The sequence below is a fragment of the Neobacillus niacini genome (assembly GCF_031456445.1).
GTDB classification, from domain to species: Bacteria; Bacillota; Bacilli; order Bacillales; family Cytobacillaceae; genus Neobacillus; species Neobacillus niacini_I.
The window spans coordinates 222522-245654 of the sequence record NZ_JAVDUQ010000001.1; the positions used below are offsets into that span (position 1 = coordinate 222522).

General features: G+C 39.1%; 21 protein-coding genes. 2 read left to right on the plus strand and 19 right to left on the minus strand.

Going from position 1 to position 23133, the window contains the following annotated elements; genetic code table 11:
* Positions 1-208 precede the first annotated feature (208 nt).
* Entirely contained in the window at positions 209-379 is a 171-nt protein-coding gene (locus J2Y67_RS01160) for an SPW repeat protein (protein ID WP_310169684.1), read from the plus strand.
* A gap of 338 nt (positions 380-717) precedes the next feature.
* Here the strand turns inward: J2Y67_RS01160 and J2Y67_RS01165 are convergent, their stop codons facing one another.
* Positions 718-1677, minus strand: coding sequence for an aldolase catalytic domain-containing protein (locus J2Y67_RS01165; RefSeq protein WP_310169685.1), 960 nt, complete (start codon positions 1675-1677; stop codon positions 718-720).
* 406 nt (positions 1678-2083) lie between these two features.
* Here J2Y67_RS01165 and J2Y67_RS01170 point away from each other — a divergent pair, with 406 nt between their 5' ends.
* Entirely contained in the window at positions 2084-2215 is a 132-nt protein-coding gene (locus tag J2Y67_RS01170; RefSeq protein ID WP_310169687.1) for a hypothetical protein, read from the plus strand.
* 92 nt (positions 2216-2307) lie between these two features.
* On the opposite strand, the gene J2Y67_RS01175 is transcribed toward J2Y67_RS01170, so the two are convergent.
* The 18 genes from J2Y67_RS01175 to J2Y67_RS01260 all read right to left on the minus strand — a co-directional run bounded on the left by J2Y67_RS01175 (position 2308) and on the right by J2Y67_RS01260 (position 22819).
* Positions 2308-3114, minus strand: coding sequence for a C40 family peptidase (locus J2Y67_RS01175; protein ID WP_310169689.1), 807 nt, complete (start codon positions 3112-3114; stop codon positions 2308-2310).
* Between the two features lie 173 nt (positions 3115-3287).
* Positions 3288-3479: a hypothetical protein gene (locus J2Y67_RS01180; RefSeq protein WP_310169692.1), complete on the minus strand. Its 192-nt coding sequence runs from the start codon at positions 3477-3479 to the stop codon at positions 3288-3290.
* Between the two features lie 154 nt (positions 3480-3633).
* Positions 3634-6237, minus strand: coding sequence for a bifunctional acetaldehyde-CoA/alcohol dehydrogenase (gene adhE, locus J2Y67_RS01185; protein ID WP_310169694.1), 2604 nt, complete (start codon positions 6235-6237; stop codon positions 3634-3636).
* Positions 6238-6297: 60 nt separating this feature from the next.
* Entirely contained in the window at positions 6298-6525 is a 228-nt protein-coding gene (locus J2Y67_RS01190) for a hypothetical protein (protein WP_310169696.1), read from the minus strand.
* 187 nt (positions 6526-6712) lie between these two features.
* On the minus strand, positions 6713-7714 hold the full coding sequence (locus J2Y67_RS01195) for a proline racemase family protein (protein WP_310169698.1): 1002 nt from the start codon (positions 7712-7714) through the stop codon (positions 6713-6715).
* Positions 7715-7730: 16 nt separating this feature from the next.
* The gene (locus J2Y67_RS01200; protein ID WP_310169700.1) at positions 7731-8522 is read right to left on the minus strand and encodes an ABC transporter permease; all 792 of its coding nucleotides are present in this window, start codon (positions 8520-8522) and stop codon (positions 7731-7733) included.
* Positions 8523-8534: 12 nt separating this feature from the next.
* On the minus strand, positions 8535-9422 hold the full coding sequence (locus J2Y67_RS01205) for an ABC transporter permease (protein WP_310169703.1): 888 nt from the start codon (positions 9420-9422) through the stop codon (positions 8535-8537).
* A 56-nt stretch (positions 9423-9478) separates the two neighbouring features.
* Positions 9479-10522, minus strand: a complete 1044-nt coding sequence (locus J2Y67_RS01210; RefSeq protein WP_310169704.1) for an ABC transporter substrate-binding protein — start codon at positions 10520-10522, stop codon at positions 9479-9481.
* Positions 10523-10559: 37 nt separating this feature from the next.
* Positions 10560-11627: an ABC transporter ATP-binding protein gene (locus tag J2Y67_RS01215; protein ID WP_310169705.1), complete on the minus strand. Its 1068-nt coding sequence runs from the start codon at positions 11625-11627 to the stop codon at positions 10560-10562.
* A 110-nt stretch (positions 11628-11737) separates the two neighbouring features.
* Positions 11738-12994, minus strand: a complete 1257-nt coding sequence (locus J2Y67_RS01220) for a PucR family transcriptional regulator (RefSeq protein ID WP_310169706.1) — start codon at positions 12992-12994, stop codon at positions 11738-11740.
* 234 nt (positions 12995-13228) lie between these two features.
* Positions 13229-14776 (minus strand): histidine ammonia-lyase, encoded by a 1548-nt coding sequence (gene hutH, locus J2Y67_RS01225; RefSeq protein WP_310169708.1) that lies wholly within the window; start codon positions 14774-14776, stop codon positions 13229-13231.
* A 103-nt stretch (positions 14777-14879) separates the two neighbouring features.
* The gene (locus J2Y67_RS01230) at positions 14880-16049 is read right to left on the minus strand and encodes a M20/M25/M40 family metallo-hydrolase (protein ID WP_310169709.1); all 1170 of its coding nucleotides are present in this window, start codon (positions 16047-16049) and stop codon (positions 14880-14882) included.
* 12 nt (positions 16050-16061) lie between these two features.
* Entirely contained in the window at positions 16062-17312 is a 1251-nt protein-coding gene (gene hutI / locus J2Y67_RS01235; RefSeq protein ID WP_310169710.1) for an imidazolonepropionase, read from the minus strand.
* A 129-nt stretch (positions 17313-17441) separates the two neighbouring features.
* Positions 17442-19163 carry a urocanate hydratase gene (gene hutU, locus J2Y67_RS01240; protein WP_310169712.1) on the minus strand — a complete coding sequence of 574 codons (1722 nt, stop codon included), beginning with the start codon at positions 19161-19163 and terminating at the stop codon, positions 17442-17444.
* 351 nt (positions 19164-19514) lie between these two features.
* Positions 19515-20216: an ABC transporter ATP-binding protein gene (locus tag J2Y67_RS01245; protein WP_310169714.1), complete on the minus strand. Its 702-nt coding sequence runs from the start codon at positions 20214-20216 to the stop codon at positions 19515-19517.
* Entirely contained in the window at positions 20203-20991 is a 789-nt protein-coding gene (locus tag J2Y67_RS01250; protein ID WP_310169716.1) for an ABC transporter ATP-binding protein, read from the minus strand. The genes J2Y67_RS01245 and J2Y67_RS01250 overlap by 14 nt, the downstream gene beginning before the upstream one ends.
* Positions 20981-21928 carry a branched-chain amino acid ABC transporter permease gene (locus J2Y67_RS01255; protein WP_310169718.1) on the minus strand — a complete coding sequence of 316 codons (948 nt, stop codon included), beginning with the start codon at positions 21926-21928 and terminating at the stop codon, positions 20981-20983. The genes J2Y67_RS01250 and J2Y67_RS01255 overlap by 11 nt, the downstream gene beginning before the upstream one ends.
* A 9-nt stretch (positions 21929-21937) precedes the next feature.
* A complete protein-coding gene (locus J2Y67_RS01260; RefSeq protein ID WP_310169720.1) occupies positions 21938-22819 on the minus strand; it encodes a branched-chain amino acid ABC transporter permease in 882 nt (293 codons plus the stop codon).
* Between the last annotated feature and the right edge of the window lie 314 nt (positions 22820-23133).

Genomic DNA, 23133 nt, shown 5'->3' on the forward strand with positions numbered 1-23133 from the left:
AATTTCAGCCATTTTCTTCTAATGTTACAATAAATAATTTAAAATACATGTTTAAAATTATATGCTATGCTTCACTCGTTTTTTCTTGATCGGCGAATTTACTTTAAAAATTGTTCTTAAGGTTATGGTAATGTTTTTTAAAAAACGTGAATAGAATTTGATAAGTACTCCAATATTCGAATCTTCTTTGGAAGGTGGTCGATATTTGATGTGGCAGCTATGGCTTTCAGGTTTAATTGGTATATGGTTATTTTTCTCGCCATGGGTATACAACTTTACTGACAACACCGGCGCCTTATGGAACAGCATCATTTTTGGAGTCATCCTTCTTATTTTAGCGATTTGGGCAGGAAACAAGGCGAAAAATAATAATCCTTGATGGTACAGCAGGATTGAAAAGCTTCATATTGGAGTACCATTCCCTCCTTTTTGGAGGGTTTTTAAGTGTTGGCATTTTCATTACATAATCTTAAACCCATTGAGAAAATTAAAGCCGGATATAGAAGGGAACTTTATTTCTTAGATCCTATGAATAAAAATATCTCCATTTTATTTATAGAATACCAGAACAGGTGTAACGGAACTTATATGGAATAAGATTAAGCACATCGTTAAAATTGGCTGGAAGCGTATGGGGTATACTCTAAATTCATTGAAAAAAACCCTTCTTCCTAAGTTCGGAAGAAGGGTTTTTACTTAATTTTTTTACAATCCCAACTATTTTGAAACGGTCGCCAATTCAACTTCAGGTGATGTGACCTTGTCATAGAAATCCACGAATTTATCACGATCGGCGCTATTACGGTAGGCCATAGCAACTCGTGGATGTTCATTCAGGACACCGGAAATCATATAAGGAATGATATAGCCCCACTCCCACTTTTGACGCATTTCAAGCATATGTTTTTCAATGACACCCAGAACTGGCTTGAGCTCATAGCTTGTCTTCTGAATGTAGCTGACAAGAAGCTCTGTGTGGCAGTTACCAGCCGCGCGGCCCATACCATAAACAGACGAATCCAGGAAAGTAACTCCGTTTTGCATTGCAGCTATTGTATTGGCAAATGCTAGCTGCATATTGTTATGCGTATGAATTCCAAGCTCTTTGTTTGGAACCATATCTTTAAACTTTTTCACAAGATGCTCAATATCACCTGGATCTAAGCTTCCAAATGAGTCAACGATATAAACCACATCAACAGGGCTATTTCGGACTAATTCAAATGCTTCAATCAATTGCTTTTCAGGTACACTCGATAAAGCCATAATGTTAAGGGTAGTTTCATACCCCAAATCATGAAACATTTTTACAAGTTCTAAGCCTTTGTCCACTTCGCGGATATAGCATGCGACTCGGATCATATCTAAGACACTTTGTTCACGCGGTAAGATATCATTTGGATCTACACGACCAATATCTACTAAGGCAGATAGCTTCGTGTACTTTTTCTCAGGGATAATTTCTTTTAAGAAGTTATCGTCGAGAAATCTCCATGGATTGGGTTCCGTTGCTTTAAGAAGCTTTGGTGAATTTTTGTAGCCAATCTCCATGTATTCAACGCCTGCTTCACTTAAGCCATTATACAAGTCTTGAACAAATTCAACGCTGAAGTCCCAATTATTAACCAAACCTCCATCCCGAATTGTACAGTCTAAAATTTTACTACGTTGTCCCATGATGTAACTCCCCCTATTTTTCCCTCATACTAAGATTATTTTTTACTTTAGCGCTTTTATTTATTAAAATTCTTATTGTGGTTATATCATTTTTCGATAAAATATGTCAATCTATTTTCCTGAAAATTCAAAAGAAATCAATGTTAACTATCATCGAAAAACCAAACATGTGTTTTTTTCGTGGGTGGTTCTACCCTTTCCTTAAATTTCTATTAAATCCCTGTTAATTTTTTCTTAGAATCTTCTTAAATTCTTCTTAACCTGTTCATTATTTATTCATATTCATTCAATATCATAGTTTTTAACATCTGATAGATTACAAAATTCAGGAGAGGAAAAATGAAGAAATGGATTCTCACAGGAATTATGATCAGCGCACTTGGATTGTCTGCTTGTAGCAAATCAATTGAAAGAAACAAAGATCACACAGGAAAAGATCGCAGAAGTATTAAAAGATGAATTTAAAAAGGCGAATGTTAGTGTATCGGATAAAGTTTTGAAAAAAGCCACAGATTTCTCAGCCATGACCAGTCAATAAAAAAACAAACCGCTGAAGAACAAGACTTTCTAGGTTATGACCTTAATAAAAAACAGGAACTCTTACTTAAAATAAGAGTTCCTTCCATAAAACTATAATCGCCTTGCACCTAAGTATTTAGGTTTCCAGTAAGAGTTATTCATTTCGGAAATTTCAATTCCATCGGATGATCCAGCATGAATAAACTTACCATCCCCTACATAAATCCCCATATGCGAAGGACCTGATTTATACGTTTCATAATAAACAAAATCACCAACCGATAAAGTTGATACCGGTTTCATCATGCTCCAATACCCCGCAACCGTCTGACGGGAGATAGGCTTTTGTTTGTTAATTACATAGTAAATAAAACCGCTGCAATCAAAGCCGCTTGGTGTCGTTCCTCCCCATTTGTAAGGAGTTCCAATCACTGCTTTAGCATCTCGTATCAACTTATCTGCATTTAATTCTTGCACATCAGTTCGAGTGGTTTCATTCGTATTGATCGATTGAGTGGTCATTTTGCCGCTGACTTTCAGTTTTTGACCCTGTTTGATAAAATCTGATTTCAGACCGTTTAATGACTTCAGTTGTTTTAGAGTGGTATGATATTTTTTCGCGATTGCTGACAATGTATCGCCTTTTTTTACTGTATATATGTATGAAGTCGGAGTAGCACTCGCTTTTACGGCACTTTTTCCTTTTACAGGGATATTGATGTTCTGACCGACAATGATTCGATCATTTTTTAATTTATTCGCGGATTTTATACTAGCAACTGAAATATGGTATTGTTTGGAATACTTTGATAAGGTATCTCCTTTTTTAACCTTGATATTCATTGCCATTGCTGAAGTGCTATATAAAGAAGTCCCAAATACGGTAGCTGCTACCAATGTTAAAAGTTTCTTTTTCATTTTCTCCCCCACGTTATCTATATAATCACCTTTCCAGTTTACTTACTATATGGAGAGATTGCTAGATTATGTCGGAAATTGTTAGCTAAATGAAATAGTTTTGTAATATTTTGTTGTTTAATTAGATTTTGGGAAGTTTTATGAAAAGACAACAAAAAAACCAGAGAGCAAATTCACTCTCCGGCTGGCACTACGATTTCAAAACCTTGTTGTTTAAGATTGCTTTCGAATACTTCAGGCGTTACTATGTAATAGGTTTCGCCGCCGTTATTGGAAATTACCATTTCGCTTGGACTTTTATCTACTTGGGCTTCAATTAAGTTTTCATATGGAGCACCAAGTAATTCTGTTAAGTTACTAGCCATGATTCCACCCCCTACCTGCGAGTGATTGTAACAGAATTTTACGAAAAATGAAAGGAGAAAATATTTATTATTATTCTCTTTTTTATCTCCATTTTTCTTCAAATCATAAGGAAGAAAGCCTCCCCTTAGGAAGACTCTCTTCTATTTGTGTAGATTAAACACCCTTATAAGCCAAACGATAAATCTCTGCCAATTCCGTCACTAACGGAAGCTTTGGATTAGCGGTCGTACATTGGTCTTCAAAGGCACGATCTGCTAAAAATTCCACTTTGCTTTCAAATTCAACTTGATCAATATGATTGGCTTCCAAGCTCATTGGGACATCGAGCTCTCTAGCTAGTTTAATAATAGCTTGCACAAGGCTTTCAACACCTTCTTCTGTTGTACGGGCAGGAAGGCCAAGGGTTCTAGCGATTTGGGCGTAACGTTTGTCGGCAATAAAATGATTGTATTTCGGGAACGCCGTAAACTTCGTCGGTTTTGTTGCATTGTAACGAATTACATGTGGCAAAAGAACAGCATTGGCACGACCATGGGCAATATGGAATTCTGCCCCCAACTTATGCGCAAGACTATGGTTTATTCCAAGGAATGCATTGGCAAACGCCATCCCGGCAATGGTGGAAGCATTATGAACCTTTTCACGTGCCTCTTCATCATTGCCATTTTTATAGGCTCTTGGCAAATATTCGAATACTAATTGAATAGCTTTCATGGCCAAGCCATCAGTAAAATCATTGGCCATACAGGAAACATAAGCTTCAATCGCATGCGTTAATACATCCAAACCAGTGTCAGCCGTAACCTGCTTTGGTACAGTCATCACGAATTGCGGGTCAATGATGGCTACATCAGGTGTCAATTCATAGTCGGCAAGCGGGTATTTAATATTGGCTTCTTTATCGGTAATAACAGAGAAAGAGGTTACCTCTGAACCCGTTCCGGATGTGGTTGGAATCGCGACAAATTGGGCTCTTTCACCTAACTTCGGATATTTCACAATCCGCTTACGGATATCTAGGAATTTTTGTTTTAATCCAAAGAACTCAGAATCCGGATATTCATAGAAGAGCCACATTCCTTTTGCTGCATCCATGGCAGAACCGCCTCCAAGCGCGATGATGACATCCGGTTGGAATTTTGCCATCATTTCTGCTCCCTTCATTACGGTTTCGATGGATGGATCTGGCTCCACTTCTGAAAAAATTTCACAATGTACATAATCCGGACGTTTTCTTAAATAATAGAGCACCCGGTCCACATAACCCAGTTTTACCATCCCAGGGTCAGTAACAATAAATGCCTTTGAAATTTTTGGCATTTTTGATAAGTATTGAGTTGAATTTTTCTCAAAGTAAATTTTGGATGGGACCTTAAACCACTGCATATTCACGTTCCTTTTCGCAACCTTTTTAATGTTAATCATATGAATAGCTCCAACATTGGTAGAAACAGAGTTTCCGCCATACGTACCACATCCTAGTGTTAAGGAAGGCATATAGGCATTATAAATATCACCAATTGCTCCTTGGGAAGATGGTGCATTGACAATTATCCGACCTGCTTTCATCCGCATACCAAATTCCTTAATAGCCGTTTGGTCATTAGTATGAATGACAGCAGAGTGACCTAACCCGCCAAATTCCAGCATTTCTTCTGCTCTTTTTAACCCCTCATCAAGACCGCTCACCTTGTAGCAGGCTAAAACCGGACTTAATTTTTCCCTTGAAAGCGGGTATGCTGGTCCAACACCTGTTAATTCCGCAATAAGAATTTTGGTGCCTTCGGGTACCGTTACCCCAGCCATTTCTGCTATTTTAAAAGCAGGCATCCCGACGATATCTGCATTTACAGCGCAGGAATGTTCATTGATCACTAATTTTTCGACCTTTTCTTTTTCTTCTTCATTAAGGAAGTAACAGTTGTTGGCGATCATTTCTTTTTTCACGTTGCTATAAATCTCTTTATCAATGATAACGGCTTGTTCTGATGCACAAATCATACCGTTATCAAAGGTTTTCGATAAAATTAAATCATTTACGGCTTGGCTTAGGTTGGCAGATTTTTCAATATAGCATGGAACATTTCCTGGTCCAACACCTAATGCTGGTTTACCGGAACTGTAAGCAGATTTGACCATTCCGGCGCCGCCTGTTGCAAGGATGAGCGAGATATTCCCGTGATTCATCAGAGTTTGGGTCGCTTCAAGAGACGGTGTTTCAATCCATTGAATACAATTCTCCGGAGCACCGGCTTTGATTGCAGCATCACGTAAAACCCTTGCCGCTTCACTGCTGCATTTTTGTGCAGATGGGTGGAAGGCAAAAATAATTGGGTTTCTTGTTTTAATTGAAATTAATGCCTTAAACATGGTGGTCGAGGTTGGATTTGTAACCGGAGTAACCCCTGCCACTACCCCAACAGGCTCGGCAATTTCGATAATTCCTTCATGGTCGTTTTTATTAATGATCCCAACTGTTTTATCGTATTTTATATTGTGATAGACATACTCAGTTGCAAACATATTTTTGATGATTTTGTCTTCATACACACCTCGTTTTGTTTCCTCTACGGCGAGTTTTGCAAGCGGCATATGCTGGTCAAGTCCGGCTAACGCCATTTGTTTGACGATTTCATCAATCGTTTCTTGGTCAAAACCGCGGAATTCCTCTAATGCTTTTAAACTATTATCAACTAAATTATCAATTGTTTCTGCCACTGTTTGAGTTTGCTTCATTACTTTTTCATCGATTGCCATTATAAATCCCTCCGATAATTTTGGTTGTGAAATGTTTCACATGCCTATTCAAAAAGTTATTTAATCACATACAGGATTACGCGGTATTTTTTCAAAATATATGTCTGTTAGAACCTTTGAGCTTCTTTTTACGATGATTACAAAATTGACGGTCCAAATATAAGAAGGAATCTGCTCATTTTCTTTGAATATCATCGCCTCAAATTCGTCTCCAACTGCCGTCTCAAATGTCTCCAATGTATAAGTCTCAGAATCAGTTGAAAAGGTCTTCCAATCACATTGCATCATGTTTATCACTCCTTATTACCTTTTGTGATTTCATCATAGCACGTATTTCGAAAAGTAGATTGTGAAATATTGAACAAAGTATGAAACTTGAATAAAGTGTCGGCCGGGCTATTCGATGTACATTTCAAACAGCAAAAAGTAAAAAAGCCAAGAACTTTTCAAGCTCTTAGCCATTAAAAAAATCTAATCAAACTAATAAAAATCCTTCATTATAAGGGTCTTCGCTTTCAATAATAAATTGATGCATACCCGTAATCCACGCTGACCCTGAAATCTGTGGAATAATTGCATCATAGTTTCCTACCTTGCTAACGGCAGAAACCTGTCCGATAAACTTAGAATCAATAATACTTTCATGTACAAATTTTTCACCAATATCTAATTTACCTTGGTTAAAAAGTAATGCCATTTTTGCACATGTACCCGTTCCACATGGGGAGCGGTCAATTTGACCATCGCCAAAAACGACAGTATTTCGGTAGCAGATATTTTCTTTCTGTGACTTCAAACTGAATTCAACCAAATCAATCGAGTTGATTCCTTGCATAAGCGGGTGTTGAAATTTTAACTGTTCATTAGCCGCTTTTTTTATTTTCGTTCCTAGGGAAACTAATTCCTGCTGTTCTTCACTCACAAGCTTTAGCCCAAATTGCTCTGCATTCACTATTGCGAAAATACTGCCCCCAAACGAAACATCTATTTTGACATTGCCAACACCTTCAACATAGACATTCACATTTTCCGCAAAAACAAATGCCGGTACATTTGTAAACGTTACCTTACTTACTTTTTTATTGATAAATTCAACCTCACATTCGACGATTCCTGCAGGCGTATCCACTTTAATCATATTCTTTGGCTCAATCATGCCAATGTTTAATGCGGTTGTTATCGTACCGATCGTTCCATGACCGCACATGTTTAAATAGCCATTGGAATCCATAAATATAACACCAATATCACATTCACTAGAGCATGGATCAGTAATGATTGCCCCAAACATATCTTTATGACCACGCGGTTCGGACATTAACAATTTTCTTAACCAATCTAACTTACTTTCTAAATACTGCTTCTTTTCCATCATCGTTGAACCTAAAATTCTCGGGGCTCCCCCAGTAATAATTCTTGTTGGTTCGCCCATTGTATGTGAATCAATCGTTTGGATATACTGCGAAAAGTTGATCATCTTAATCTCCTTTCTTTTATGCTAATCCTCTTTTTTTGCTAAACTTTTTCAGAATTTCTAATGCAATAAATACGGCAATCGAAAAGGAGATTAACACAGATGCAATGGCCGCAAGTGTTGGATCCACTTCTAACCTTATCCCTTCCCACATTTTAACCGGTAAGGTTTTTGAAAATGAATCTGATACAAAAATCGAGATAATCAGTTCATCGAAGGATGAAATGAATGCAAAAAGAGCACCGGATATTAATGCAGGCATGATCGTTGGTATTGTTATTTTACAAAATGCAATAATTGGATGCGCACCGAGACTGATTGCTGCCTGTTCAATCCGAATATCGAAACTTCGAAGTGAGCCTAAAACGGTGGTGATAACAAACGGAATTGCCACGATTGTATGGGCAATGACCAATCCCAAAAATGAGCCTTGTAGATTTAGCCGAACAAAGAAACCATAAATAACCACGGCAATTATAATTAAAGGGACCACCATTGGTGTAATCAGAATATAATAAATTGGTTCTGTCCACTTTGAATGACTTCTTGCCAAATTCACTGAGGCTAGGGTTCCTAAAATCGTTGCCAGTATCATTGATGCAATTCCCACTTTTAAACTTAAAAACAATGAACCCATCCACTCCGGATCCGAGAAAAATGAGTCATACCATTGCAAAGAAAAGCCTGGGGGCGGAAATTCCATATATCTTGAAGAACTAAATGAAAGTGGTATCACGATAAATGTTGGAGCAATTAGGAACAAAAGCACCAGACTTGCAAAAGAATAGATGAAAATTTTATTGAAACTCATTGCTTCCCCTCCTTATGGACCAAATGATATTTTATCCATTCCAACAAATTTATTGAAAAGGTATAGCAATAGGAAGACCACAGCTAATAGGATTACAGCAATGGCCGAACCAAATCCCCAATTTAACTGTTCGCCAATCTGTTGCGCAATCAATTGTGAAATCATCGTATCCTTCGAGCCTCCAAGTAAGGCGGGGGTAACATAGTATCCGATTGAGATGATAAAAACTAAAATCGATCCGGCAGCAATACCGGGAATGGATAGCGGCAAAAATACCTTTAAGAATGTTTTAAATGGGCTTGCCCCCAAACTTTGAGCCGCTTTTACTAAATCCATATCAATGCCTCGCATGACACTATATAAAGGTAGAATCATAAATGGTAACAATACATGAGTTAACCCTATGATCACCCCTACAGAGTTATGAACCAGTGTTAACGGCTCACTAATAATTCCAAGCGCGAGCAAGATTTTATTAACGATTCCTTCCTTCTGTAAAATGACCATCCAGGCGTAGGTTCGAACGAGAAAACTTGTCCAAAATGGCAAGAGAACAAAAATCAAGAGAATATTCCTCCACTGTTCCGAAACAGATGAAAGCATGTAGCTAACTGGATAACCCAATATCAGGGTAATCCCCGTAATCAAAAAGCTGACCTTAATCGTGTTCCATAAGACGAGAAAATATGCAGATTCTTTAAAAAAACGGCTATAATATTGAGTTGTAAACCCAGTGTCAAAAACACTATTCAATAAAACTTTGATCAAAGGAATAATCAGAAAAACCAATAAAAACAACAGTGCGGGCACTAATAAAAGAGTTTTTCCATTTATTCCTATCTTTCTCAATTTTTTATTAGTGGAATGTTCAATTCTTTTTAAATTGGCTTCCGTTTGCATGTTTCTCCCTCCATTCCTTATTTTTAAAAAAGGGGATGCAGGCTACATCCCTTCGCTTATTTGATTAGCCAAGCTTGAAAACGATCATTGATTTCATCAAAATGCTTATTCCACCATTCCGGATCCACATACACTTGTTTCGATAAATTCTCTTTATACGTTGGAAGTGTTTTGGCATACTCTTTATCCATCGATTCAAAGGCGGTTCTATTGGTAGGTCCGTATGGGATCACCTTCAATAAATTGGCTTGAGGCTCACCTTGTGAAGCAAATTGAATAAAATTCATCGCTGCCTTTTTATTTTTTGAACCTTTTACAACCACCCAAGATTCCGAATCGAGAATTCCTTGTTCATATGTAAATCCAAGTGGCTGACCGTTCTCTTTTGCCCCGGCAATTCTCCCATTCCATGCTGCAGCCAAAACTACTTCTTTATCAGATAATAGCTGTGTCGGTTGTGCTCCTTGCTCCCACCAAACAATATTGGATTTAATTTGATCCAATTTCTTAAAGGCCCGGTCAACATCTAATGGATATAATTGATCTGGTTTTACACCATCAGCCAACAAAGCAATTTCCAATGTTGTGATAGGTGATTTATACAGGGCCCTACTGCCGGGAAACTTTTTTGTATCAAAAAAATCTGCCCAAGATGTTGGAATCGCATTATTCGGTAAATTCTTTTCGTTATAGGAAAGTACAGTTGAATAATAATCGATATCGACTGCGTATTTTTTTACAGCAGAATCAATCAAATTATCTTTTTTTACAACGTTATAATCGATTGGTTCAACCAAGCCTGCTGAAACCAATTTTGGAATGTCCATCCCTAAAACATCGACAACATCCCATTGTACATTTCCGCTTTGAACCATTGATTTAATCTTCCCAATATTTACTGGACCGTCTTCAACCAATTGTGTACCCGTTTCTTTTACAAATGGCTGGAACATTGCTTTTTTCTGGGCAGCTTGATAGTCCCCTCCCCAACTCACCACCACTAATTTTTGCTTTTCTGAACTAGAAGCCGTGTTTCCCCCACAGGCGCTTAATAATAAAACACATACACTCATCATAATTGCGCACCAAGTTTTTACCATACGGTTCATCTCCTAAACCCCTTTCCAATTTGAACGACTATTTATTCAATAGGGTTCCTTCATTTACTTCCCAGCCAATTTGCAATACTTGTCCTTCATTAACAAAGGGAATTTCTTTCGGAGTGAGCTTAATTGTCATTGTTTCCCCATTTTCTGTTACGATTTTGCACTTACTAGATTCTCCCATGTAAACAATATCTCTTACCGTACCTTTTAAGATATTCTCAGGTTGATTTACAGCCGAAACGATTGAAATTAACTCAGGGCGGATGGCAAATGTGATTTCCTTCAATTCTTTATTAAAAGTCAATGAACGAATGATTTCCCCATGCTTTGTTTTAATAATGGCAATCTCTTCATCCCAACCAATAATTTCCCCAGTTAATAGATTTGTTTCCCCAATAAAATCGGCGACAAATCGATTTTGCGGTTTTTCATAAATTTCCCTTGGGGTTCCGGTTTGTTCAATCTCACCGTCATTGATAATGCAAATTCGCGAAGACATTGTAAGCGCTTCCTCTTGGTCGTGAGTAACAGAAATCGTTGTGATTTTAAGATTATCCTGTAGTTTTTTAATTTCGAATTGCATTTGTAACCTCAACTGCTTGTCTAATGCACCTAATGGTTCATCAAGCAGGAGAACAGGTGGGTCAAACACAACTGCACGAGCTAATGCCACACGCTGCCTTTGTCCACCGCTTAGCTGATGGGGATAGCGATTTTTAAAGGAAGAAAGTTGAACGAGTTCTAATACCTTATCCACCTTTTTTGTTGCCGCATCTTTTGGCATTTTCCTCATTTTTAATGGAAAAATAATATTTTCAAAGACTGTTAAGTGCGGAAAAAGGGCATAGGATTGAAATAACATGCCAATTCCACGTTTGTGCGGCGGTGCGTGCGTTACCTCATTTTCCCCGATAAACACACTTCCATTTGTTGGTTTTTCAAACCCGGATATGAGTTTGAGTAAAGTTGTTTTTCCAGAACCACTTGGTCCCAAAATCGTAAAAAATTCACCATTCTTAATTTCCAAGGAAGTTGGTTTTAATGCGATGTACTCTCCATATTTTTTTTTTAAGTTTCGAACCTCGACACTTAATGACATTTCTCCACCTCCATTTGTAATGTTATCTTCATTATATTTAAAATTTTCAGAATTATCTTCGTTTACCAACTCCAATCTTTTTATCGTTTATTTGTGGTCTTGCCACAATACTACTTTTGTTTTTTATATTGTAAGAGAAGCAGATCGATATAAAGAGAGGTACGTTCGTTCATATCATCCATTTTAAGCTGGCATAAATCAAAAATCCTTTTTAACCTGTAATTTAAGGTATTAGGATGGATAAACAGTGTTTCTGCCGTTTCTTTTACCTTTGAATTGCATTTTAAATATTTTTCTAATGTTAACAGTAATTCTGTTTGATTTTCTTGATCATATTTTTCTAACTTCTTAATGTTTTCATTGATGTAATTTTCTTGCATGTATTTGTCATGAATAGTGGAGAGGATGCGGTAAATTCCTAAATCTTGATAAAAGATTGGGGCACAATTTTTAAATTGTTTTCTAATATTAATTACTTCCATTGCTTCGAGATAACTTTTGTGCATGGTCAATAATTGATTGTATTCCTTTCCAATCCCAATATTTAGTTTTACAGTTTGAACATCTTCCATCCTCTTGTTAAAATTGTCCACAAATTCTTTTGCTAATTTTGTTGAAGATCCATCGATTACGGAAGGACTTCCAATAATGATCACGATATGATTTTCATTCTCAATCCAATAGGTCGTTTTACTTGTATAAAGGCAGAGAGTTCGAATCAAGCTGCGAACATGATCATTTATTTGCCCTTCCTCGAGATAGAGGACTAACGTGGAATAGATGGTTGGTAACATTATCCCTGCTAATTCTGCCTCCAATTTGGCAACTCGCTCATTCGTGTAGTGGCTTTGAAGTAATTTAGAAAAAAATTGTTTTCGCGAATCCAATTCTATGTTTCTTGTTTGATTATTCTCCAAAATGATGTCTGCTGCTTTTTTGGCGATATCTTTAAGAAACAATAATTCTTTTTTCGTTAGCTTTCGATCTGTTTCCTGTACCCAAATATAACCGAGGATTTTGTCTTTATCCTTAATACACATAGCGACACGGTTGGTAAGACCAATGTTTTCATCTGTAGGGACTCTGACGGGGGCATTTGTTTTTTCAATCGAATGGACGATACCTGATTCCTTTAGGTAATCAACGATTTCATTTGGAACTTTTTTACCTAAAATCGTATTTCTTCTGGCAGGATCAAGGATTTGATAATTTCCGCTATAGGCCATTAAATCAAAATTAGGTGCTTCAATCGTTACCGGATTTTCCACCAACCCGGAAACAAGCTCAACCAATTCATGAAGAGTACGAATATGTTTTAATTGATTGTGATGTACTAAATATTGCTCATTCCTACCTATCTGTGTCATAAACCCACCCTTTATATTTATACTGTTTTGTGAATAAATACAAAACTATTGTAATGGAAAATTAGCCCACTAACAATATCCCTATAGTAACTGTATTATTTACTTATTATACTTCATATTCCTAGAATGAAAGAAAGCCTGCATATCTTGATGATTTACAAGATATACAGGCAATAAAAAACTATAAAAAAAATTGAGGATAACCCAAAATCAATTTGAGATACCCTCTCTATTTTACTTTTTATGGAATTTTTTAAAATATTTAATTAATGAATTATCTTTTAAGATAAATTGTGCGAGTTCTTCCATTTGATCGGAAATAGCACGGTCGCCCTCAAGTGGCGGGCAGATTTCTCGAATTTTTTCTAAGTAAGCTCTTGTTGCCGGAGCCAATTCTTTTTCTGCATTTTCTAAGTAAATCGCCTGAGACGCACAAATCATTTCAATCGCAATGACTCTTGCTGAATTATGAATGATTTCTCTTGCTTGACGTGAAGCGATGGTTCCCATACTAACGTGGTCCTCTTGATTGGCCGATGTTGGAATCGAGTCAACACTTGCCGGATGGGCAAGGACTTTATTTTCAGAAACAAGGGATGCTGCTGCATATTGCGCAACCATCAAGCCACATTCTAATCCTGGATCCGTTGCTAAGAACGGGGACAAGCCGCTTAATTGCGGGTTAACAAGACGTTCGGTTCTACGCTCAGAAATATTTGCCCATTCTGCTGCAGCCACTTTCAAAAAGTCCATTGATAAGGCGATTGGCTGCCCGTGGAAATGACCTCCGGAAAGAATTTCACCGCTTTCTAGTACGATGGGATTATCGGTTGTAGCGTTCATTTCAACGCTTAGGCGTTCATTGACATAATTAAATGCCTGCCAGGATGCACCATGAACCTGTGGAATACAGCGAATCGAATAGGAATCCTGGATGCGGATTTCTCCCTGACGTGTTACCCGTTTACTGCCTTCAAGCCATTTCCTCATTCGAGATGCAACAAATTCAAGCTCCGGATGCGGTCTCACCGCTAAAAGTTCACTGTCAAAGGCAGAAATAATTCCATTTAATGCTTCTATTGTTAGGCATGCTGCCATATCTGCAGCCAGGCCAACACGTTCTGCTTCGTTTAACGCAATTGTTCCAACCGCTGACATGGCTTGTGTTCCATTGATTAGTGCTAATCCTTCCTTTGCTTCTAAGGAAACAGGTTTAAGTCCAGCACATTTTAACGCCTCTCCGCCTGGCAGGATTTCTCCCTTGTATTCCGCTTTCCCTTCCCCCACTAAACAAATAGCAATATGGGATAGGGGTGCGAGGTCACCGCTTGCCCCAACGGATCCCTTGCATGGAACAACAGGATGTACATCGTTGTTTATCATATCAAGAAGCAGCTGAAGTGTTTCTTCTCTTATACCGGAGAAGCCTTTTGATAGAGAGTTCGCTCTTAACGTCATCATCGCTCTTACCACTGGAATTGGCAGTGGCTCACCAACTCCAACAGCATCGGCTCGCAATAAATTTAACTGTAACTTGGCATTGTCTTCAGGATTAATTTCGATATCACTTAGTTTTCCGAAACCAGTATTGACACCGTAAACGACTTTTCCGTCATTTATTGCTTTTTCCACTCGTTTACGACTTTCCCTCACTCGCTGCCAGTTTGCTTCCGGAATTTCCACTTTCGCATTGCCATCAGCAACCATTTGGACTTTATAGCGATCGAGTGTAAAACCATCTATGTCTACTGTTTTTAATTCTACTAATTCTTTGCTGCTCATCGATTCCATCTCCTATATGATTTGCTAAAATTTTTCGACTTTATCCAATATTATAAATTAATCTATCGACCATATCCCTACTAAAATGACAATCTCATAAATATTAACCTTCATTTTTATGATTTACATACCACTGTTCAATCAATGCTGCTGTTAATCTACCCGTATTAATAAGGTTTTCGATGCTGATACATTCCCTGAATGAGTGGATATTTTGAAAACCTAGTCCAAGGGTGATGGTGGTAAGCCCGTTTTCATTTAACACATTTGTATCGGCCCCGCCCAATGTTTCTGTTAAGTACGGCTTCACGTTAATATTTTGGGCAGCTTCTAATGTATTTTTCACTAAAATATGGTCTTCTGGAATATCAAAACCAAGATATTTTTTCTCGATGGTAACTTCCACTTTTCCACCCTTTTTCTCTGCAGCCTGCTTCATGACTTCTTCCATATGTTTTAACTGCGCATCTAATTTTTCTTTAGAAAAACTGCGAACCTCCCCCGCAACGGTTACACTTCCGGGAATAATCGAAGTTAGTTCCCCACCTTTTATAATGCCAATATTTGCAAGTGTTTCTTCATCAATTGCGCCGAGCTTCATGTTCGTTAAACCTTCTGCCGCAAGCAGGAATGCGCTATTTCCATCCTCCGCATTCAAGGCAATATGTGCGGCATTTCCATGAACCTCCATCCAAATCCGGCTGCTATATGGTCCTTTTAAAATTGTTTGGCCAACATCGCCGCTGCTGTCAAAAATATAGCCTGTTTTACTTTTTGCCTTGCTATAGTCCATGTAGGTTGCCCCGACAAGACCAGGTTGTTCATTCACAGTTAGAATGAATTCGATTGGTCCATGCGGTACACCGCTATCCATGATGGCACGAATTGCTTCTAAATAAGCAGCTAATGCAGCTCTGTCATCTGCACCCAAAATCGTCGTACCATCGGAATAGATTACACCATCCTTAATGACAGGCTTTAATCCTTCTGTTGGTAAAACCGTATCCATATGGGTCGAGAAAAATAACGGCGGAATCGATGAATCCGTACCTTCACACCAAGCAATCAGATTCCCTACTTCACCATTAAAGTTTTTATGTGCCTCATCAAATTCCAGGGTAAAACCGAGCTCTGGCAGTGCTTTTTTCAAATATTCTGCTACAAGACTTTCTTTCCCGCTTGGTCCATTGATTTTGGCAAGTTCTAAAAATAAATCTTGCAAGCGTTCTGCGTTTACATGTTCACTAGCTTTTGATACTTGATTTATTTTCATCAAAAATCCCTCCTAACGGCTTACGACAACCTTGCCGTTTTTGATTACGGTTTCCACAATATTTGTTCCAAGCTCATAAGCAATATGTTTATAGGTTGGGACATCCCAAATCTGTAAATCAGCTAATTTTCCTTCTTGAATCGTACCCCTGTCATCAAGAACAAGCGCCTGTGCCCCGCCATAAGTCGCTGCTTTAATTGCTTCCTCCACGGAGAATTGATAGAGTCTGCAGGCAAGGTTAATGACAAATTGCATGGATTGGGTGTAACTTGCCGGACAAAGATCGGTTGCCAGCGCCACCTTCATGCCTAAATCAAGCATTTTCCGTGCATCAAACGGGCGTTTATGACTTACCGCAAAATCAAGAGAAGGCATTAAGACGCCTGTAACGTTTGCTTCCGCAAGCTTTTCCATCACTTCAACAGGTGTATAATTCAGATGGTCAACTGACACCATTTTCATTTCGGCTGCAAGGTCCGTTCCACCAATATAGGAGTAAGCATCCGCATGCATTTTTGGTTTCATACCATATTTCAAACCTGCTTTTAGGATTAATTCCGATTCCTCTGCCGTAAAATAACCATCATCGCACCATACATCACAGAATTCTGCCAGTTTCCGCTCCCCTACTTGTGGAATCATCTCCTCGATAATGACATCTAAGTATTCTTCTTTTGTTAAGTTTTCCGGGACTCCATGAGCACCTAAAAAGGTATTTAGTACATCGAGCGGTGTTTCTTCATTTAATCTTCTACTAACCTCTAAAATTTTGATTTCACTATCTGTGGTTAATCCGTAGCCGCTCTTGCTTTCGACAGTTGTAATTCCATATTCCAGCATGGTCATCAGCCGTTTTTTCGACTGTTCAAATAATTCTTCTGAAGGTCTGTTCCTTGTTAATTCAACTGTACGATTGGGTCCCATTGAGATTCCAAGGCTTTTTAATTTTTCCGGGCTATAACCAGCTACCTTAGCTGCATATTCCTCAACCCTTGTGCCATAAAAAACTAAATGGGTATGGGAATCGATAAATCCGGGAGCAACGACCTTCCCTTTTGCATCAATAACATCCGAATCTTCTAATTCAAAGCTTTGTTTAATATCTGCTTCCGTCCCGACACCTGCAATTTTTCCATCCTTGATGGCAATCCAGGCATTTTCGATGACACCGATTTCACTCATGCCCTCCCCAGCACATGTAATAACTTCTGCCGCATTCATAATCAATAAATCTACTTTTGTTTTTACTTTTGTCTCTGACACTTTTAAAACCTCCAAACTTTTTCTGTCATGCCAATGGCTGCATTTGTTATGTAATCCCTGAAAATAACAAAAGAATAGTAGAGACCTGCAGGCAAGTCGATCTCTACTATCTAGTTTTATTTTTTCCTATTAAGCTTTTACATCTTCTTTTTCTAAATCTTTTGGTCCGAAAGTTGCTTTTGGTGACCACCATAATGGTACTTTGATGCTTTCATCTGTTAGCTTGCCTTTTCCGTTAGCCACATCGCGTGCAGTTTCATAGCCTGCTTGAGCATGGCGGATGACCCCGATTCCTGAGTCAACCGTCATGGCTACTTCCAGCCTCATATCGGATTCTGCCGTTCCGTCAGCGATCATCGTTACACCGGTATGAACGGCTTCCCCCATGGAGTAATTCGCTTGTAGCGCAATCAAATCACACATACCCACTGCGTTTAATAGCCCGTTCAATATCGGCCAGTCGGAAATTAAATCGCCGCCGTCTTTCATGTTTTCAGATTCGAATGTTGGGTTCACAATGGAACCGGAGTCTAAATTGTCACGGGAGAAGGCAACTGGTCCGGCAAGTTCCCCATTTCGAATCATATCATTTACTTTTAACGCGAATTTCTTACGCTGACCAAAGCCCATATAACAAATACGAGCTGGTAATGCTTCGATTGGAATATGTTCTTTTGCAAGTTTAATCCAACGTGTTACTAGAAGGTCATTACTAAATTCTTCTAAAATCATATCATCAATTTTCCGTAAATCCTCCGCTTCTCCAGATAGACATACCCAGCGGAATGGTCCACGGCCTTCACAGAAGAGCGGACGGATATATTCTGCAACGAAGCCTGGAAGACGTTTTGCTTCTTTTTCATCCATACCGGCATCAATGCATTCTTTACGGATACTTGTACCGTATTCGAAAGACTTAACACCGAGGTCTAGGAATTTAATGAGTGCTTTTAGTTCGCGTACCATTGTCGCGCGGGCTTTTTCTAAATAAAGTTCACGATTACGATCACGAAGTTCTTCTGCTTCTACAACTGATAAACCAGCTGGCAGGTAAGAAATTGGGTCGTGTGCTGGAGTCATGGAAGTTGCGATATCCGGTAAGAAGCCTTTTTGAATAACCTCTTCAAAAATATCAGCCGCATTCCCAACAACAGCAATCCCTAATGGCTTTTTCGCAGCAGCGTATTCTTTTGCCAAAACGATTGCTTCATCCAATGAATCTACTAATACATCAATGAATTTCTTTTCAATCCGGCGCTTAATGATTTCTACGTTGGAATCACAAAGAATGGCTACACCCCCATGCATTGTCATCGCTCTTGTTTGGTTACCGCCCATACCGCCTGCACCGGCAGTTAGTAAGATTTTCCCAACGAGTGAGTCATCGTAATGAAGGCGAGCGATTGCGGATAATGTTTCAAATGTTCCTTGGATCACGCCTTGTGTTCCGATATATTCCCATGGTGCAGCCGTATAGTTTGCATACATCGTTAAGTTTTTATCTTGAAGATCATAGAATGTTGGCCAATCTGCCTTCATAATATTGGTTGTTGCCATCACAACGGTTGGAGCATATTTATGTGTTTTGAAGATGGCAACCGGCATACCGGATTGAACCACCAATGTTTCATCATCTTCAAGCTCTTTTAACGATTTTACAATTGCATGGTAGGATTCCCAGTTCCGGGCAGCTTTGCCAATCCCTCCGTAAATGATTAGTTCTTCCGGCTTCTCCGCATTTTCCATGTTGTTTTCAAGCATCCTTAGGATTGATTCCTGTCTCCAGCCCTTACAACGGAGTACAGGTCCTCTTTGCGCTTTAACGGAATATAAGATTTCTGGTTTTGACATTCATAATTCCTCCTAGATTAAATGTTGTTCTCGTTTTTATATATTGCAAATACCGTGCCAAGTCAGTGGAATCGGAGGAGTTTTTTGTGAATTTAATTATATAAGCGCGCTATTAACCTAAAAATCTAGCTAGCGTTTTCCAGGATATTCGTTATATATATGAATTTGATATAATAAACCGCAGATGTTTTTTGCATATTTTACTAGAGGATCATTTTAAATATGTTTAGTCCTTGTAAACGATTCCATTTTTAACCCAGCAGATAAAATTTGCATGCAGATTTTTTTTCAACTACTCACTACAATTACAAAAAACAGCCAAGGTTTTTATGAAAAACCTTGGCTGTTTGATTACCCTAGATAAGCTTTTTTAACCACATCTTTTTCCCGCAGATTTTTTGCCGTATCTTGAAAATGAATTTCTCCATTCTCTAGAATATATCCACGATCTACTACCGATAGAGCCATTGTTGCATTCTGTTCAATTAAGAGAATGGTTAATCCTTCTTGCTTAATTTTATTAATCGTTGAAAAAATACTTTTTACCACAATTGGGGCTAAGCCCATTGAGGGTTCATCTAATATGAGCAACTTTGGCTTTGCCATAAGTGCACGGCCGATTGCAAGCATTTGCTGTTCACCGCCACTCAATGTACCGGCCATTTGTTGGCGTCGCTCTGCTAAACGGGGAAATAATTCATAAATCTTATCTATCTCCTGGTGCAATTCCTTTTTCGATACCTTTCTGGCATAGGCACCCATTATGAGGTTATTTGCCACCGATAATTTCGGAAAAATCCGCCGCCCTTCCGGCACCATAATAATTCCTTCTTTTACAACCTTATGGGCAGCCATCCCATTGATTTCTTTTCCATCATATTGAATGGATCCCTTTGAGGGAATGACACCGGAAATCGCATTTACCGTTGTCGTTTTCCCAGCTCCGTTTGCCCCGATTAGGGCCACTGCCTCTCCGTTTTGTACTTCAAGGGAGAGATTTCTTACGGCATGAATGCTTCCGTATGAAACATGAAGATTATTAATTTGCAGCATATCCTATCTCCCCTTCCACATCCTCTTTACCGATATAGGCCTCAATGACCGCAGGATTCGATATAATCGCTTCTGGATTGTCATCGGCAATTTTTTCGCCATGATCAAATACGGCAATTCGATCGCAAAGCCCCATTACCCAGCCTACATTATGCTCAATCAAGATAACGGTTGTTCCATTCTCTCTTATTTTTAAAATAAGTTCGCCAATTTCTGCAGTTTCCTCATCGTTCATTCCCGCCGTCGGCTCATCGAGTAGAAGAAGTTTTGGCCTTGAAACCAACGCCCGGGCGATTTCCACTCGGCGCTGATTTCCATAGGAAAGACTGCCTGCCAGTTCATCCTCATATCCTTTTAACCCGACAATCCCTAAAATTTTCAGGCTTTCTTCCCTGACCATTTCTTCTTCTTTTTTGGAAGAACGTAAACCTAAAATGGCAGACCAGAGACCCGTATGTGTCTTGCCAAACATCCCGACCATTACATTTTCAAGAACGGTTTCGTCCTTTAACAGCCGGATATTCTGAAAGGTACGGGATATTCCTAATTGCGCAATTCGAAATGGCTTTAATCCTTGAACGGGCTGATTCTCAAAAAGAATTTCCCCTTCATTCGGTTTATAGATTCCTGTTAACATGTTAAAAAATGTCGTTTTCCCCGCACCATTCGGCCCGATTAGTCCAAAAATCTCGCCTTGATTTACTTGAAGACTTACCTCGCTTACCGCGACTAATCCACCGAATCGTTTGATGATTCCTTCTATTTTAAGCAACATGTTCACCGTCCTTTACCGTCTTCTTTTTCCGAAATGATTTAGTCATTACCTTCTTCGCACCCTTTTTACCAAAAATCCCATTGGGCCGGTACCTCATCATCAATACCATCAGCAATCCGTAAAGCATCATCTTATACATATCGAGATACTTCATATCGATAAAGGTAAATTGGAATAAGCGGAAAAACTCTGGCAGTAAATAGAGCACACTTACTCCAAAAAGCGTGCCGCGGATACTTCCAAGCCCACCGATTACCACCATGCTTAAGATTGTGGCAGAAATCGAAAAACCGAACGAGTCCGAGCTAATGTAGGTCACTTTATGCGCAAACAAGGCACCAGCAGCACCGGCATATGCACCACCAATTGCAAACACCAAAACTTTGTAATAGGTGGTGTTAATTCCCATTGATTGTGCAACAATATCATCCTCGCGGATAACCATCCAGGCACGACCAATTCGAGACTGCGTCATTTTTCTGACTGCATAGATTCCAATTAAGAAGACAATCAGCAGGAACACCAAATAACTTACATTCTCAAGCTTCATTCCAAACAAGGAAGGGGTAGGGATCATGTCAATTCCGTAAGCTCCGCCGGTAATGCTGGCATTTTTAAAAAAGGACTGGATGATAAGACCCATCCCCAATGTGGTGATGGCTAAAAAATCTTCCCGGACCCTAAGGCTTGGTAATCCTAAAATGGCGCTAATGATAAAGGTGATGACAATAGCCAAAAGAATCGCAAGCCATGGATTTAAATCAGCTTTCGTAGATAGAATCGCTGAAGAATAGGCACCAATCCCAAAAAACGCCGCATGTCCAAGGGATACTTGACCGGCGTAACCGGTAATCAAATTTAGTCCTAAGCCAAGAACAATATAGATAAGTAAAAAAACAATAATGTCAACGTAATAAGGATTGAATAATGCATCCATGACCATCACCTACACTTTCTCGACTTTTTTCCCAAACAATCCGGACGGTTTAATTAATAGGATGACAATGAGAATGACAAAGGCAATCGCATCTTTATCAATGACCATTCCTGAGAGATAGCCATCGCTCATCGTTTCCACCAGCCCAAGAATTAATCCGCCGATAATCGTGCCGCCGATGGAACCTAGTCCCCCAAGCACCACGACACAAAATGCTTTTAGACCCGGAATAGAACCCATGCTTGGAAATAAAGAATTGTAATTTAATGCGACCAATACACCGGCGACAGCTGCGAGAGCAGAACCGAGCATAAACGTCACGGAAACAACCCGATTCGAATTTACCCCCATCAAGGAAGCTGCTCGCATATCTTGCGCTACCGCCTGAATTGCTAAGCCCATTTTCGTAAATTTTAGGAAGGCAAATAGCAGTCCAAGTCCAATAACTCCCGCTAGAACAATATAAAATTTATAATTCGTAAGCGATACTGATTGACTAAGATGATAGATGGTATTGGTCGTTCCTGTTTCCGGAAACGGCTGTGTGTCCGATGAAAAAACAACCTGGAATAAGTTCTCCAGAAAGATCGCTACACCTACACCGCTGATTAACGTCGTGATTGGGTGTCCACCACGTAGCGGACGATAGGCAAAGCGTTCAATCGCCATCCCAAGGATAGCAGAAACAATCATTGCAAATAGTAAAGCAATAAGAAACGGCAAATGAAGATACATGACTCCAATCATTGCCGCAAAGGCGCCAACCATATAAATAACTCCATGGGCGAAATGTAATAATTTCAGGACTCCATACACCATGGTTAAGCCAACAGAGACAAGGATATAAACAAAACCGATTGCAAACCCGTTTACAAGCTGCTGTGCTAACATTTTCCATCATTCCTTTCTATTTGTGATTATTATTTGGTTTGTGATTCAGGTGATTGGGATTTAGGCAACATTTTGCACTGTTCCACCCGATTTTGTCGCGTATCCTGCTTATTGGTGACACTTTGACTCGGGTCCCGCTCTTTTTTGTCGCCTATCGAAGCTATTGGCGACATTTTGACTCTGGTCCCGCTCCTTTTTTCGCCTATACGGCTTATTAGCGACACTTTGGCATGGCTCCCACTCTTTTTTGTCGCCTATCAAAGCTATTGGCGACACTTTGGTTCGGTTCTCACTCTTTTTTGTCGCCTATCGAA

Excerpts from the sequence above, each read along its gene's own strand:
- J2Y67_RS01160 (WP_310169684.1), top strand. The coding sequence starts at position 209 with ATGTGGCAGCTATGGCTTTCAGGTTTAATTGGTATATGGTTATTTTTC.
- J2Y67_RS01165 (WP_310169685.1), bottom strand. The coding sequence starts at position 1,677 with ATGGGACAACGTAGTAAAATTTTAGACTGTACAATTCGGGATGGAGGT.
- J2Y67_RS01175 (WP_310169689.1), bottom strand. The coding sequence starts at position 3,114 with ATGAAAAAGAAACTTTTAACATTGGTAGCAGCTACCGTATTTGGGACT.
- J2Y67_RS01180 (WP_310169692.1), bottom strand. The coding sequence starts at position 3,479 with ATGGCTAGTAACTTAACAGAATTACTTGGTGCTCCATATGAAAACTTA.
- adhE (WP_310169694.1), bottom strand. The coding sequence starts at position 6,237 with ATGGCAATCGATGAAAAAGTAATGAAGCAAACTCAAACAGTGGCAGAA.
- J2Y67_RS01190 (WP_310169696.1), bottom strand. The coding sequence starts at position 6,525 with ATGATGCAATGTGATTGGAAGACCTTTTCAACTGATTCTGAGACTTAT.
- J2Y67_RS01195 (WP_310169698.1), bottom strand. The coding sequence starts at position 7,714 with ATGATCAACTTTTCGCAGTATATCCAAACGATTGATTCACATACAATG.
- J2Y67_RS01200 (WP_310169700.1), bottom strand. The coding sequence starts at position 8,522 with ATGAGTTTCAATAAAATTTTCATCTATTCTTTTGCAAGTCTGGTGCTT.
- J2Y67_RS01205 (WP_310169703.1), bottom strand. The coding sequence starts at position 9,422 with ATGCAAACGGAAGCCAATTTAAAAAGAATTGAACATTCCACTAATAAA.
- J2Y67_RS01210 (WP_310169704.1), bottom strand. The coding sequence starts at position 10,522 with ATGGTAAAAACTTGGTGCGCAATTATGATGAGTGTATGTGTTTTATTA.
- J2Y67_RS01215 (WP_310169705.1), bottom strand. The coding sequence starts at position 11,627 with ATGTCATTAAGTGTCGAGGTTCGAAACTTAAAAAAAAAATATGGAGAG.
- J2Y67_RS01220 (WP_310169706.1), bottom strand. The coding sequence starts at position 12,994 with ATGACACAGATAGGTAGGAATGAGCAATATTTAGTACATCACAATCAA.
- hutH (WP_310169708.1), bottom strand. The coding sequence starts at position 14,776 with ATGAGCAGCAAAGAATTAGTAGAATTAAAAACAGTAGACATAGATGGT.
- J2Y67_RS01230 (WP_310169709.1), bottom strand. The coding sequence starts at position 16,049 with ATGAAAATAAATCAAGTATCAAAAGCTAGTGAACATGTAAACGCAGAA.
- hutU (WP_310169712.1), bottom strand. The coding sequence starts at position 19,163 with ATGTCAAAACCAGAAATCTTATATTCCGTTAAAGCGCAAAGAGGACCT.
- J2Y67_RS01245 (WP_310169714.1), bottom strand. The coding sequence starts at position 20,216 with ATGCTGCAAATTAATAATCTTCATGTTTCATACGGAAGCATTCATGCC.
- J2Y67_RS01250 (WP_310169716.1), bottom strand. The coding sequence starts at position 20,991 with ATGTTGCTTAAAATAGAAGGAATCATCAAACGATTCGGTGGATTAGTC.
- J2Y67_RS01255 (WP_310169718.1), bottom strand. The coding sequence starts at position 21,928 with ATGGATGCATTATTCAATCCTTATTACGTTGACATTATTGTTTTTTTA.
- J2Y67_RS01260 (WP_310169720.1), bottom strand. The coding sequence starts at position 22,819 with ATGTTAGCACAGCAGCTTGTAAACGGGTTTGCAATCGGTTTTGTTTAT.